Origin of the sequence: Micrococcus sp. KRD012 (assembly GCF_017168555.1) — a bacterium.
Lineage (GTDB): Bacteria > Actinomycetota > Actinomycetes > Actinomycetales > Micrococcaceae > Micrococcus > Micrococcus luteus.
The window spans coordinates 323066-336121 of the sequence record NZ_JABFBB010000007.1; the positions used below are offsets into that span (position 1 = coordinate 323066).

Below are 13056 nucleotides of genomic sequence, written 5' to 3' on the forward strand. Positions count from 1 at the left end.
CGATCCGAGAGTGAGGCCCCGCCGTGACCCCCCGTTTCCTGCTCATGACCCGCCTCCCCGAGCCCGGGCTCGGGATGCTGCGCGCGGCCGGAGAGGTGGTGGACGGCGCCGACGTCGGAGGGGACGCCGCGCTCGCGCGGCTGGTGGCCTCGGGGGACTACGACGTCGTCGTCTCGGCCCTGGACCAGAAGTTCACCGCCGGCGTGCTCGCCGACGCGCGGATCAGGGGCATCGCCAACTACGCGGTCGGCTACAACAACGTGGACGTGGCCGCCGCGACGCGACGGGGGATCGCCGTCGGCAACACCCCGGACGTGCTCACGGACGCCACCGCGGACATCGCGATGCTCCTGATCCTCGGTGTGACCCGCCGCGCCCACGAGGGTGAGCGGATGGTGCGCGAGGGGCGCTTCCACGGCTGGGCGCCGGACCTGCTCGTGGGCCGGGACGTGCGCGGCGCGACCCTGGGCCTGGCCGGTTTCGGGCGGATCGGCAAAGCGGTGGCCGAGCGCGCGCTCGCCTTCGGCATGGACGTCGTGTTCGCGCCGCGGCCGCCCGCGCACCGGGAGGTCGCGGCCGAGGAGCTCGGCGACCTCGCTAGGCGCGTCCGTCAGGTCCGCTGGGAGGAGCTCGTCGAGGTCGCGGACGTCCTGTCCCTCCACGTGCCCCTGACGGACGACACCCACCACCTCGTGGATGCAGACGTGATCGCGAAGATGAAGGACGACGCCGTCCTCGTCAACACGGCCCGCGGGCCCGTGGTGGACGAGGCGGCCCTCGTCACCGCCCTGCGCGAGGGGCGGCTCTTCGGCGCCGGTCTGGACGTCTACGAGGACGAGCCCGCCCTCGCCCCGGGCCTGGCCGAGCTGGAGAACGTGATGCTCCTGCCGCACCTGGGCTCCGCCACCCGGGACACCCGCGCCGCGATGGCCGAGCTGGCCGCGCGCAACGCGATCGCCATGGCCACGGGCGCGGAGGTCCCGGCCCTCGTCAACCCCGAGGTGCGCGGCTGACCGGAGGGGCGCCGTCGGTAGACTCGGGGACCGTGACCACCCAGAACTCCGCCTCCGCCGCCGTCGACCACCACGATCAGCAGGCCGTCCGCGCCGCCAAGCGTGAGCAGCTGCTCGCCTCGGGCCGCGAGGCCTACCCCGTGCAGGTGCCGCGCACCCACGCGCTGGCCGAGGTGCGTGAGCGGTTCGACGGCCACGAGCCTGACTGGGCCTCGGGCGAGACCGTGTCGGTGACCGGGCGCGTCGTCTTCCTCCGCAACACCGGCAAGCTCTGCTTCGCCACCCTGCAGGAGTCCGGCGCGGACGGGGAGGCCGTCCGCCTCCAGGTCATGGTGTCCCTGGCCGCCGTCGGTGAGGAGTCCCTGGCCGACTGGAAGAAGGTCGTGGACCTGGGCGACTTCCTCTCCGTCACCGGCGAGGTGATCGTCTCGCGCCGCGGCGAGCTGTCCATCATGGCCTCGGCATGGGAGATGGCCTCCAAGGCGCTGCGCCCCCTGCCCGTGCTGCACGCGGACCTGAACGAGGAGACCCGCGTCCGCCAGCGCTACGCGGACCTGATCGTGCGCGAGGAGGCCCGCCGCATGGTCTACACCCGCGCCAAGGTCACCTCGGCGGTGCGGCGCACCCTCGAGGGCCACGGCTACGTGGAGGTGGAGACCCCGATGCTCCAGCTCGTCCACGGCGGCGCCCTCGCGCGTCCCTTCGAGACGCACCTCAACGCGTTCGACCAGCCGATGACCCTGCGCATCGCCACCGAGCTGTACCTCAAGCGCGCCGTCGTCGGCGGCATCGACCGCGTGTTCGAGATCGGCCGCGTGTTCCGCAACGAGGGCGTGGACTCGACCCACTCGCCCGAGTTCACCACCCTCGAGTCCTATGAGGCGTGGGCGGACATGCACGTCATGGCCGAGCGCATGCAGGAGATCATCCTCAACGCCGCGGACGCGGTGGGCGCCGGGCGTCGGCTCGAGACCGCGAAGGGCGTCATCGACCTCGACGGCGAGTGGGCCTGGGTCGCCGTGTACCCGGGGCTGTCCGAGGCCGTGGGCCGCGAGATCACCCCGGAGACGGACGCCGAGACGCTGCGGGCGATCGCCGCGGAGCACGAGGTCAAGGTGGACCCCGCGTGGGACGCGGAGAAGCTCGTGATCGAGCTGTTCGGCGAGATCGTGGAGCCCACCCTGATGAACCCCACGTTCGTGTACGACTACCCGCCGGCCGCCCAGCCGCTCGCGCGCCCGCACCGCTCGGACGACCGGGTCATCGAGGCCTGGGACCTGATCATCGGCGGCATGGAGCGCGGCACCGCGTTCTCCGAGCTGATCGACCCCGTCATCCAGCGCGAGCGCCTGACCGCCCAGTCGGCGATGGCGGCCGCCGGCGACGACGAGGCGATGCAGCTGGACGAGGACTTCCTGCGCGCCCTCGAGTACGGCGCCCCGCCCATGGGCGGCATCGGCCTGGGCATCGACCGCCTGGTGATGCTGTTCACGGACGCCGGCATCCGCGAGACCATCCTCTTCCCGCTGCTCAAGCCGGAGGCCTGACATGGCCGACTTCTGGGACTACTTCTCCGTCCTCGCCCCCTCGATCGGCCTCGGGCTCATCTTCTGGCTGGTGATGCGCTCCCTGCTGCGTTCGGACACGGGCGAGCGCGAGAGTCAGGCCCGCCGGCTCTCGGGCGCGGACGCGCGGGCGGCCCGCGAGGAGGCCGAGGCCCGTGAGTGGGCGGCCCGACGCCGAGCCGAGGGAGGGCCGGGGGCTGATCCGGAGGACCGCGCCCGGTGAGATTCCTTCCCCGGCGTTGAAGAATCCTTCTGCCCGGCTTTGTTGCGGTATTCTTGAATCACCACAAGTGCACGGCCGGAATCGTGAGCACGCGGGAAAGAACCCCGAGAGCGAAGACCGGAACCCAGGGACACGCGCACGAGAGAAGAAAGTGGGAATCACCGTTGGCACAGAAGGTAGAAGTGGTCCTCGTGGATGATCTTGACGGTTCGCCTGCAGATGAGACCGTGAACTTCGCATTGGACGGTCGCAATTACGAGATCGACCTGTCGAAGGAGCACGCCGCGGAACTCCGTGAGTTCCTGAAGCCCTACATGAAGAAGGGCCGCGCCGTGGCGCCGCCGTCGCCCAAGGTCGAGGCCGCCCAGATCCGCAAGTGGGCGGCCGAGAACGGCTACGAGGTCTCGAGCCGGGGCCGTCTGCACCGCGACGTGGTGGAGGCCTACCGCAACGCGAAGCGCAAGTGAGCGCCCCGCCCGGGTGCGTCGAGGGATCGGCGTCCCCGGGCCTCGTTCCGGCCCCTCCCGACGACGGCCGGGCCGCTTCTCCCGCTGGCGAACAGTCGCGCGGCACGCGGCCCGGGTGCGTAGTCTCGACCACGACCGTACGCAAGGAGTGTGCCCATGTTCGAGAGATTCACCGACCGCGCCCGGCGGGTGGTCGTGCTCGCCCAGGAAGAGGCGCGCATGCTCAACCACAGCTACATCGGTACCGAGCACATCCTGCTCGGTCTGATCCACGAGGGTGAGGGCGTCGCAGCCAAGGCACTGGAGTCCATGGACATCTCCCTGGGCGCCGTGCGAGAGAAGGTGCAGGAGGACATCGGCCAGGGTCAGCAGAACCCGCCCGGCCACATCCCCTTCACGCCGCGCGCCAAGAAGGTGCTCGAGCTGTCCCTGCGCGAGGCGCTGCAGCTCGGCCACAACTACATCGGCACCGAGCACATCCTGCTCGGCCTGATCCGCGAGGGCGAGGGCGTGGCCGCCCAGGTGCTCGTGCAGCTCGGCGCGGACCTGAACCGCGTCCGTCAGACGGTCATCCAGCTGCTCTCCGGCTACCAGGGCGGCGCCCAGGGTGGCAAGGAGACCGCCGGCGCCGGGGTGGGCCAGGGCGGCGAGGCCGGCCAGAACGCCGGCTCCGTGGTGCTGGACCAGTTCGGACGCAACCTCACCGCGGCCGCGCACGACGGCAAGCTGGATCCCGTCATCGGGCGTGCGGGCGAGATGGAGCGCGTCATGCAGGTGCTCTCCCGCCGCACCAAGAACAACCCCGTGCTCATCGGCGAGCCCGGCGTCGGCAAGACCGCCGTCGTCGAGGGCCTGGCCCAGGCGATCGACCGCGGCGACGTCCCGGAGACGCTCAGGGACAAGCAGCTCTACTCGCTGGACCTCGGCTCCCTCGTGGCCGGCTCCCGCTACCGCGGCGACTTCGAGGAGCGCCTGAAGAAGGTGCTCAAGGAGATCCGCACGCGCGGGGACATCATCCTGTTCATCGACGAGATCCACACCCTCGTCGGGGCGGGTGCGGCCGAGGGCGCGATCGACGCCGCCAGCATCCTCAAGCCGATGCTGGCCCGCGGTGAGCTGCAGACCATCGGCGCCACCACGCTGGACGAGTACCGCAAGCACATCGAGAAGGACGCCGCGCTCGAGCGCCGCTTCCAGCCGATCCAGGTCGCCGAGCCGTCCGTCGAGGACGCCACGGAGATCCTGCGCGGCCTGCGGGACCGCTACGAGGCGCACCACAAGGTCTCCATCACCGACGGCGCGCTCAAGGCCGCCGCCGGCCTGGCGGACCGCTACGTCTCCGACCGGCACCTGCCGGACAAGGCCATCGACCTGATCGACGAGGCCGGCGCGCGTCTGCGCATCCGTCGCATGACCGTGCCGCCGGAGATCAAGGCCTACGAGTCCCGGATCGCGGAGGTGCGCACCCAGAAGGAGGCCGCCATCGACGGCCAGGACTTCGAGGGCGCCGCCCGCCTGCGGGACCAGGAGCAGCAGCTCGGGGACGAGCGCCGCGAGAAGGAGCAGGCGTGGCGCACCGGCGCGGACGCCGACGTCGCCACGGTGGACGAGGACCTCATCGCCGAGGTGCTCTCCAAGTCCACCGGCATCCCGGTGTTCAAGCTCACCGAGGAGGAGACGGACCGCCTGCGCAACATGGAGGACGAGCTCCACCGCCGCGTGATCGGCCAGGACGAGGCCATCAAGTCCCTGTCCCGCGCCATCCGCCGCACCCGCGCGGGCCTGAAGGACCCGAACCGCCCCTCGGGGTCGTTCATCTTCGCCGGCCCCACCGGCGTCGGCAAGACGGAGCTGGCCAAGTCCCTCGCGGAGTTCCTCTTCGGGGACGAGGACGCGCTCATCACGCTGGACATGTCCGAGTTCCAGGAGAAGCACACCGTCTCGCGTCTGTTCGGCGCCCCTCCCGGCTACGTGGGCTACGAGGAGGGCGGCCAGCTCACCGAGAAGGTCCGCCGCCGTCCGTTCTCCGTGGTGCTGTTCGACGAGGTGGAGAAGGCCCATCAGGACCTGTTCAACTCCCTGCTGCAGATCCTCGAGGACGGTCGCCTGACCGACTCGCAGGGCCGTGTGGTGGACTTCAAGAACACCGTGATCATCATGACCACGAACCTCGGCACCCGGGACATCTCCAAGGGCGTCATGACCGGCTTCCAGTCGGCCACGGACACCACCACCGGGTACGAGCGGATGAAGGGCAAGGTCAAGGAGGAGCTGCGCCAGCACTTCCGCCCCGAGTTCCTCAACCGTGTGGACGACGTGATCGTGTTCCCGCAGCTGCAGAAGCACGAGATCGTGGAGATCGTGGACCTGTTCGTCTCCCGCCTCGGCAAGCGCCTGGCGGAGCAGGATCTGTCCATCGAGCTCACCCAGTCCGCCAAGGATCTGCTCGCGGACCGCGGCTACGATCCGGCCATGGGCGCCCGCCCGCTGCGCCGCACCATCCAGCAGATGGTGGAGGACCAGCTCTCGGAGAAGATCCTCTTCGGTGAGATCCCGGCCGGCTCCCTCATCACCGTGGACGCCACGGGCGAGGGGGAGGGCGCCGAGCTGACGTTCACGTTCTCCGGCAGCCGGGAGGCCCTGGAGGGTGCGGACCTGGCCGAGCTCGAGCCCGGTGCCGGCGATCCGGTGGACGCCGACCGCTCCGCGTGACCCGCGGGGCCTGACCCACGACGCCGGACCGCGCGTCCGGTGGCCACGGCCCGTCGCCCCTCCCCCTCGGGAGGAGGCGGCGGGCCGTCGTCGTGCCCCCGCGGGGACGTCGGGGCCGAGGTCCGCGACACCGCCGCCGGCATCAAGGACGGCCTCGCGAAGGACCGCTGAACCGGCCCGCCTCCCCGCAGACGCGAGAGGGGTTCCCTCGCGGCGGGATCGGTGCCACTGTGGTCTGTGACCGCTCGACGGTGGTCCTGTCTCCGCTTCGGCCCGGCACTCGCCGGGACGGCCGCGGAGCAGCCCCGAGAAGAAGGAGGCCGCCCATGGGTATCGGTGACCTGAACAACCTCGCAAACCAGCACTCGGACAAGATCGACGAGGCCGTGGACAACGCTCAGGAGCAGCACGGCGACAAGCTCGGCGAGCACGGCGACACCGTGAACAAGGGTGTCGACGGCGCGCAGGAGAAGTTCCTGTCCGGGGACGAGGGTGAGCAGCAGGCCTGAGCCTGCCGTCGACGCCGCGGGAGCCCCCGCCCGGTCCGCCGGGACGGGGGCTCCCGTCTGTCCGGGGTCGGGATGTCCGTGCCTAGACTGGACCCCATGCCTGCCGACCGCCCCCTCACCCTCCGCTCGGCGCGGACCCAGGACGTGCCGGTCATCCAGGCGCTCGTGGAGCCGCTGGCGCAAGAGCGCGTGCTGCTCCAGAAGGAGGCTGTGGCCTACTACGAGGCCATCCAGGAGTTCGTGGTCGCCGAGGAGGCGGACGGGACCCTGGCCGGCTTCGGCGCCCTCCACGTGATGTGGCAGGACATCGCCGAGGTCCGCACCCTCGCCGTCTCGGAGGCCCACCGGGGGGCCGGCGTCGGGCACCTGGTCATCGAGGAGCTGCTGGACCGTGCGCGGGCCGTGGGCGTCGAGCGGGTCTTCTGCCTGACCTTCGAGGTCGAGTTCTTCCGCCGGCACGGTTTCGAGGTGATGGCGGACCAGTCCGTCGTGGACCCGGAGGTCTACGCGGAACTGCTGCGCTCCACGGACGAGGGTGTCGCCGAGTTCCTGGACCTCGCCCGGGTCAAGCCGAACACGCTCGGCAACACGCGGATGATCCGCCGCCTCTGATCCGCCGCACCGCGGGCCGCCCCGTGCCCCGGCGAGGTCAGTCCGGGAAGGTGAGGCCGCCGTCGTCGTCCCGGGCCAGCAGCCCGTCCGACACGAGCCCGGCGACGCACCGCGCCCACTGCGCGTCGTCGGGGCGGTGCGACCCGAGCCGCCCCCCGGCCACGACGACGGCGGGCACCTCCGCCTCGGCCACGCGCCCGTGCTCGCGGACGGCGGCCATCACGGCCCCGCGCACCTGACGGTCCGTGCCGGCCCAGGCCTGGCCGCGCGGCACCTCCACCGGCGGCGGGGAGCCCGCTGCGACCCACGCGCACGTCTCCGCCAGCGGGCAGCGGTCGCAGGCGGGGGAGCGGGCGGTGCAGACGAGGGCCCCGAGTTCCATGACGGCCGCGTTCCACGCGTTGGCGCGGGCGGGGTCCTCGGGCATGAGGGCCTGGGCGCGGCGCATCTCGGCGCGGGTCAGCGACCTGCCGGGCAGGGCCTCACCCGCGACCGCGCGCGCGATCACCCGGCGCACGTTGGTGTCCACGACGGTCTCGGGGACGCCGAACGCGAAGCTCGCGACCGCCGCGGCCGTGTACTCGCCGACGCCGGGCAGGGCGCGCAGGGCGGCGGGGTCGGCCGGCACCCGGCCGTCGTGGCGCTCGACGACGGCCCGGGCGGCCTCCTGGAGGCGCAGGGCCCGGCGCGGGTAGCCGAGCCGGTCCCAGGCCGTGAGCACGTCTGCGGTGGGGGCGGCGGCCAGGTCCGCGGGGGTGGGCCAGCGCTCCAGCCACTCCCGCCAGCGGGGCAGCACCCTCACGACCGGTGTCTGCTGGAGCATGATCTCCGAGACGAGCACGCCCCACGGGGAGCAGTCCGGGCTGCGCCAGGGAAGGTCCCGGGCGTGGACGGCGAACCAGCCCAGCACCGCGTCGTGCAGGCGCGGCACGTCCACCGTGGGCGGGACGAGGGGGGCGGGCGCGGGCATGGCGTCCACTGTAGGGTGCGCCGCCGCCTACCCTGGATCGCATGCCGTCTCGTCCGACTTCCCCCGGGTCGAAGCCGTCCCCCGCCGTCTACCGCCGCCGGCGGCTCGTGGCCGCCCTGCTCGCCCTCGTGCTCCTGCTCCTGGTGGGGTGGGCCGTCGTGGCGCTCGTCCGCGCCGGGATCGGCGCCTTCTCCTCCGAGGACGCCGACCCCTCCGCCGCCCCGACGCCGGTGCACTCCCCGTCGCCCGCCCCGGCGACGGACGCCGAGTCCGGCTCCGCCTCGCCCACCGTGGCCCTCGAGGACGCGGCCGAGTGCCAGCCCTCGGACCTGCGGATCACCGCCTCCGCGGACCGGTCCGAGTACCAGCGGGGCGAGGAGGCCGAGCTGCGCCTGGGCATCACGAACCTCTCCTCGACCCCGTGCCGCACGGATGTGGGCACGGCCCGACAGGAGTTCAGGATCCGCACGGCCGAGGGCGACGACGTCTTCTCCACCCGCATCTGCCAGGCGGACCCCGCGGAGGCCCAGCGGGTGCTGTACCCGCACGAGGAGCTCACCGCCGTGTACCGCTGGTCCGGCCGTGCCTCGAGCCAGGACTGCGGCCGACTCGGCGCTCTCGCGGAGCCCGGACCCCATCTGCTGACGGTCAGCCTCGGCGACGTCACCTCCCGCCCCGTCGCGCTGAAGATCCTCGAGGAGCTCGCCCCGGGGGCCCAGGACGGCGGCTCCTCGGCCACCCCCTCCTCGGCCACCCCCTCCTCGAGCGGCAGCGCCTCCCCGTCGGCGTCCGCCTCAGCTCCGGCGTCGGCCTCAGCCTCGGCGTCCGCCTCAGCATCGGCGTCGGCTTCGCCGTCCGCGGCACCGGCCACGACCACCGACCCGTCGCCGTCGCCGTCCCGCTGAGCCGGGCGCGTCGTCAGCGGCCGGGGCCGACCTCCGGACGCGCGGCCGGGCCGCCGCCGGTCCACGTGGGGATCGTGGCGAGGGCCTCGCCGATCGAGCCGACCTCCGCCACCGTGAAGCCCGCCGGGACCTCCCCGAGCGGCTCGGGGGAGCGGGGGACCAGCGCGCGGGTGAAGCCCAGCCGCGCAGCCTCACGCACCCGTCGCCCGATGCCGGGCACGGGGCGCACCTCCCCGGCAAGCCCGAGCTCGCCGACCGCGATCATCCCCTGCGGGACGGGGGCCGAGAGCTTCGCCGAGGCCACGGCGACGGCCACGGCCAGGTCCGAGGCGGGCTCCGAGAGTCGCACGCCGCCCACGGTGGCCACGTAGCAGTCGTCCTGGGCGAGGGCGAAACGGGCCCGGCGCTGGAGCACGGCCAGGAGCATGTTCACGCGCGCCGCGTCCACGCCGGAGACGGTGCGGCGCGGGCTGCCGCCGGCGGACGGGGTGAGCAGGGACTGCACCTCGGCCACGAGCGGGCGCCGGCCCTCGAGCGTCACCGTCACGCACGTGCCCTCGACCGGCTCCGAGACGCCCGAGAGGAACAGACCGGAGGGGTCGTCCAGGGACTCGATGCCGTCCTCCCGCAGATCGAAGCAGCCGACCTCGTCCGTGGGCCCGAAGCGGTTCTTCACCGCACGCACCAGGCGCAGCCGTGAGTGGCGGTCCCCCTCGAACTGGCAGACCACGTCCACGAGGTGCTCGAGCAGCCGCGGACCCGCGATGGTCCCGTCCTTCGTCACGTGGCCCACCAGGACCGTGGTGATCCCCTTCTCCTTGGCCGTGCGGATGAGGCTGGCCGCCACCTCGCGCACCTGGCTGACGCCCCCGGCGATCCCGTCCACCTCGGTGGACTGCAGGGTCTGCACGGAGTCTACGATCACCAGCTCCGGGTCCGTCCGCTCGATCTGCCCCAGCGCCCGACCCAGGTCCGTCTCCGCCGTCAAGCGCAGGGTGTCCGCGATCGCCCCGATCCGGTCTGCGCGGGAGCGCACCTGCGCCGCCGACTCCTCACCCGTCAGGTACAGCACCGAGCGCGGACCGCCGCCGCCCGCGCCGCGGGCCGTCTGGGCGGCCACGTCCAGCAGCAGCGTGGACTTGCCGATGCCCGGCTCGCCGGCCAGCAGGATCACCGCGCCCGGCACGAGGCCGCCGCCGAGCACACGGTCCAGCTCGCGCACCCCCGTGGAGCGGAACGAGGCCAGCGTGGCGTCCACGTCCGCGATGCGCGGCGCGACCTCCGCGACCGTGGCCGCGCGCGTGCGGCCGGTGGTGGACGTCAGGCCGATCTCCTCGACCGTGCCCCACGACTGGCACTCCCCGCAGCGGCCGACCCACTTCACGGTGGTCCAGCCGCACTCGGTGCAGCGGTATCCGGGGGCGCGCTTCGGGGCGGTCTTGGTGGCCATGCGCCCACTCTAGGATCCGGGGCGGACGCGTTAACCGGCCCGCAGGCGGCCCCGACGTCGACCGCCGGGGCCGCGCGCCGCCGTCGGGCTCAGACGCGGGGCAGGTAGGCCCGCGCCTCGTCGTGCTCGGCGCCCGTGGCCTCGATGAGGTCCACCATCATGGGCCGCAGCAGCATCACGAGCGCCTCGCCGTGCACGGATCCGCCGCCCAGCTGGTGCGGGTCCAACGCGGACGCGGACGCCCCCAGGGCGTCCCGCGCCACGGACAGCGAGCGATGGCGGCCCTCGGCCTGCGGCTCCACGAGGGAGCGGTGCAGGATCTCGACGGCGTCCGCGGCGTCGTCGAACCAGGCTGCCAGGCGCTCGCGGTCGTCGTCGTCGAACACGCCCTCGTCCAGGACCGAGACCACCCGCCGGGCCACGATCCGCAGGGAGCGCACCGCCAGGTCCGAGCGGTCCGCCGCGTTCACCGCGTCGTCCACGAAGGAGCGCGAGGAGCGGTGCAGCGGGTTGAAGAGGGTCTGCTCATGCGTGACGCGCAGCTCCTTGCGCAGCGCCTCCAGCGTGGTGTGCGTGCCGCGGCTGGCCACGAGCGCCATCCAGGCGGTGCGGGAGTCGTCCTCCCGCAGGGCCCGGGAGAGGTCGCGCAGCACCGTGGCGATCGAGTTGTAGAGCCCACCCAGCTGACGCACCGCGGGACGGCGCACGTCCTGGGGTGAGAGGAACGTGACGAGCAGGGCCAGGACGCCGCCCACGATCGCGTCCTGGCTGCGGACGAACGGCCCTCCCGCGCCGATGGGCAGGAGGACCACGAGGACGGACTGCAGGGACATCTGCATCGTGAACGTGGCGCCGGAGTCCAGGAACCGGGCCACCATCACGGACACGAACACGACCACCGAGGCCTGCCACAGGCCGCGGCCGAGCCCGACCATGAGCAGGTCCCCGATCAGGATGCCGACGGTGCAGCCGACGGCGACCTCGGCCACCTTGCGCAGCTTCGGCTCCCGTTGGAAGCCGAGGGCGATCAGCAGGGCGGTGGAGGCGAACAGGGGCTGCTGGTGGCCCAGGATGGTCTCCGCGAACCAGTAGGCGCCCACCGCGCAGACCGCGACGAGGGCGGCCTGGCCCACGGAGGAGCGGACGCGGGACCAACCCGCACGGGCGCGCCGACGCAGGAAGCGGCCGAGGCGCTCCCCGCGGGTCTGGGGGTCGACCATCGGCACCGTGCCCGTGGCGGTGGCGAAGCGGTCCGTCATGCGGCCAGCCTAGTCCGACGCCGCGGAGCCCCCGCCGTACGGGGCTCAACCAGGCATTGTGACCCACCGCACAGCCGAATCCCGCGAATGCCGCTCCCGTTCACCATCTGTTCACCCCGGCCGAGCACTCGATTCACCTCTGGACCGTACGGTCGAGTGCGGTGCAGAACCGGGCCAGCCGGACGCTCTGCCCTCACCGTCGTCATCCGATTGAAAGAGGCTCTTCGTGAAGGCTCTCCGCTTCGGCCGCTCCGCCGCCCTCCTGTCCGTGGCCGCCATCGCCCTGACCGCCTGCTCCTCCGCGGACAGCGGCAACGGCGGCTCCGATGCCTCCGGCTCCGCCGGCGGCGAGCAGGGCGCCACCTCCGAGGTCCAGGGCAACCTGGTCGGCGCCGGCGCCTCCTCGCAGGAGGCGGCCATGACCGCCTGGACCCAGGGTGTCACCGAGACCGCTCCGAACCTGACCGTGCAGTACTCCCCGGACGGCTCCGGTGCCGGTCGTGAGAAGTTCCTCGCCGGCGCCACCTCCTTCGCCGGCTCCGACGCCGCCCTCAAGGAGGAGGAGGCTGAGTCCGCCAAGGAGAACTGCGGCGACGAGGGCGCGTTCCACGTGCCGGCCTACATCTCCCCGATCGCCGTGGCCTACAACCTGCCGGGCGTCGATGAGGTCAAGATGGACGCCGAGACCATCGCCAAGGTGTTCTCCGGCGAGATCAAGAACTGGAACGACGAGGCCATCGCCGCGCAGAACGAGGGCGTCGAGCTGCCCGACACCCCGATCACCGTCGTGCACCGTTCCGACGACTCGGGCACCACCGAGAACTTCACCGCCTACCTCACCGAGGCCGCCGGCGATGCCTGGTCCTACGACGAGGTCGAGACCTGGCCGTCCGACATCACCGCCGAGTCCGCCCAGGGCACCAAGGGTGTCGTGGGCCTGGCCTCCCAGACCGAAGGCGCCATCACCTACGCCGACGCCTCCGCCGTGGGCGAGCTGGGCACCGTGTCCGTGAAGGTCGGCGAGGAGTACGTGAAGTACTCCGCCGAGGCCGCGGCCGCGACCGTCGAGAAGTCCGAGGCCAAGGAGGACGGCTCGATCGAGCTCGACCGCGCCACCGACGAGTCCGGCGTGTACCCCGTCGTGCTGGTCTCCTACCACATCTACTGCAACCAGTACGAGTCGCAGGAGACCGTGGACCAGGTCAAGGCCTTCGCCGAGTACGTCGTGTCCGAGGACGGTCAGAAGACCGCCGAGGAGTCCGCGGGCAACGCCCCGATCTCCGAGGACACCCGCAAGAAGGCCATGGAGCGCATCGAGGCCATCTCGGTCAAGGGCTGATGTCGCTTCTCATCGACTGATCCGCCGCCGCT

The 13056-nt window shown here is 72.5% G+C and carries 12 protein-coding genes; 9 read left to right on the forward strand and 3 right to left on the reverse strand.

Features of this window, described 5'->3' with window-relative positions; genetic code table 11:
• The first annotated feature begins 23 nt into the window (after positions 1-23).
• The 7 genes from J1M37_RS04845 (at position 24) to J1M37_RS04875 (ending at position 7101) form a co-directional block, all read left to right on the forward strand.
• Entirely contained in the window at positions 24-1013 is a 990-nt protein-coding gene (locus J1M37_RS04845) for an NAD(P)-dependent oxidoreductase (RefSeq protein WP_206452206.1), read from the forward strand.
• Positions 1014-1045: 32 nt separating this feature from the next.
• Positions 1046-2560 carry a lysine--tRNA ligase gene (gene lysS, locus J1M37_RS04850; protein ID WP_044658626.1) on the forward strand — a complete coding sequence of 505 codons (1515 nt, stop codon included), beginning with the start codon at positions 1046-1048 and terminating at the stop codon, positions 2558-2560.
• Position 2561: 1 nt separating this feature from the next.
• On the forward strand, positions 2562-2801 hold the full coding sequence (locus J1M37_RS04855) for a hypothetical protein (protein WP_036384193.1): 240 nt from the start codon (positions 2562-2564) through the stop codon (positions 2799-2801).
• A gap of 164 nt (positions 2802-2965) precedes the next feature.
• The gene (locus tag J1M37_RS04860) at positions 2966-3268 is read left to right on the forward strand and encodes a histone-like nucleoid-structuring protein Lsr2 (RefSeq protein WP_036314827.1); all 303 of its coding nucleotides are present in this window, start codon (positions 2966-2968) and stop codon (positions 3266-3268) included.
• Between the two features lie 156 nt (positions 3269-3424).
• Positions 3425-5980, forward strand: a complete 2556-nt coding sequence (locus tag J1M37_RS04865) for an ATP-dependent Clp protease ATP-binding subunit (RefSeq protein WP_206452207.1) — start codon at positions 3425-3427, stop codon at positions 5978-5980.
• A 326-nt stretch (positions 5981-6306) separates the two neighbouring features.
• Complete coding sequence (locus J1M37_RS04870; protein ID WP_041104640.1) at positions 6307-6489, forward strand: Rv0909 family putative TA system antitoxin; 183 nt, start codon at positions 6307-6309, stop codon at positions 6487-6489.
• 96 nt (positions 6490-6585) lie between these two features.
• The gene (locus J1M37_RS04875) at positions 6586-7101 is read left to right on the forward strand and encodes an amino-acid N-acetyltransferase (protein ID WP_206451333.1); all 516 of its coding nucleotides are present in this window, start codon (positions 6586-6588) and stop codon (positions 7099-7101) included.
• Between the two features lie 37 nt (positions 7102-7138).
• Here the strand turns inward: J1M37_RS04875 and J1M37_RS04880 are convergent, their stop codons facing one another.
• Positions 7139-8071: an A/G-specific adenine glycosylase gene (locus J1M37_RS04880; RefSeq protein WP_206452208.1), complete on the reverse strand. Its 933-nt coding sequence runs from the start codon at positions 8069-8071 to the stop codon at positions 7139-7141.
• Positions 8072-8112: 41 nt separating this feature from the next.
• Between J1M37_RS04880 and J1M37_RS04885 the strand changes: the two genes are divergently transcribed.
• Positions 8113-8976, forward strand: a complete 864-nt coding sequence (locus J1M37_RS04885; RefSeq protein ID WP_036339123.1) for a hypothetical protein — start codon at positions 8113-8115, stop codon at positions 8974-8976.
• A gap of 13 nt (positions 8977-8989) precedes the next feature.
• On the opposite strand, the gene radA is transcribed toward J1M37_RS04885, so the two are convergent.
• Both radA and J1M37_RS04895 read right to left on the reverse strand, forming a co-directional pair.
• Positions 8990-10426 carry a DNA repair protein RadA gene (gene radA / locus J1M37_RS04890; RefSeq protein ID WP_206452209.1) on the reverse strand — a complete coding sequence of 479 codons (1437 nt, stop codon included), beginning with the start codon at positions 10424-10426 and terminating at the stop codon, positions 8990-8992.
• A gap of 89 nt (positions 10427-10515) precedes the next feature.
• Positions 10516-11685, reverse strand: a complete 1170-nt coding sequence (locus J1M37_RS04895) for an FUSC family protein (RefSeq protein ID WP_206452210.1) — start codon at positions 11683-11685, stop codon at positions 10516-10518.
• 226 nt (positions 11686-11911) lie between these two features.
• Here J1M37_RS04895 and pstS point away from each other — a divergent pair, with 226 nt between their 5' ends.
• Positions 11912-13024, forward strand: a complete 1113-nt coding sequence (gene pstS, locus J1M37_RS04900) for a phosphate ABC transporter substrate-binding protein PstS (RefSeq protein ID WP_206452211.1) — start codon at positions 11912-11914, stop codon at positions 13022-13024.
• Positions 13025-13056 lie beyond the last annotated feature (32 nt).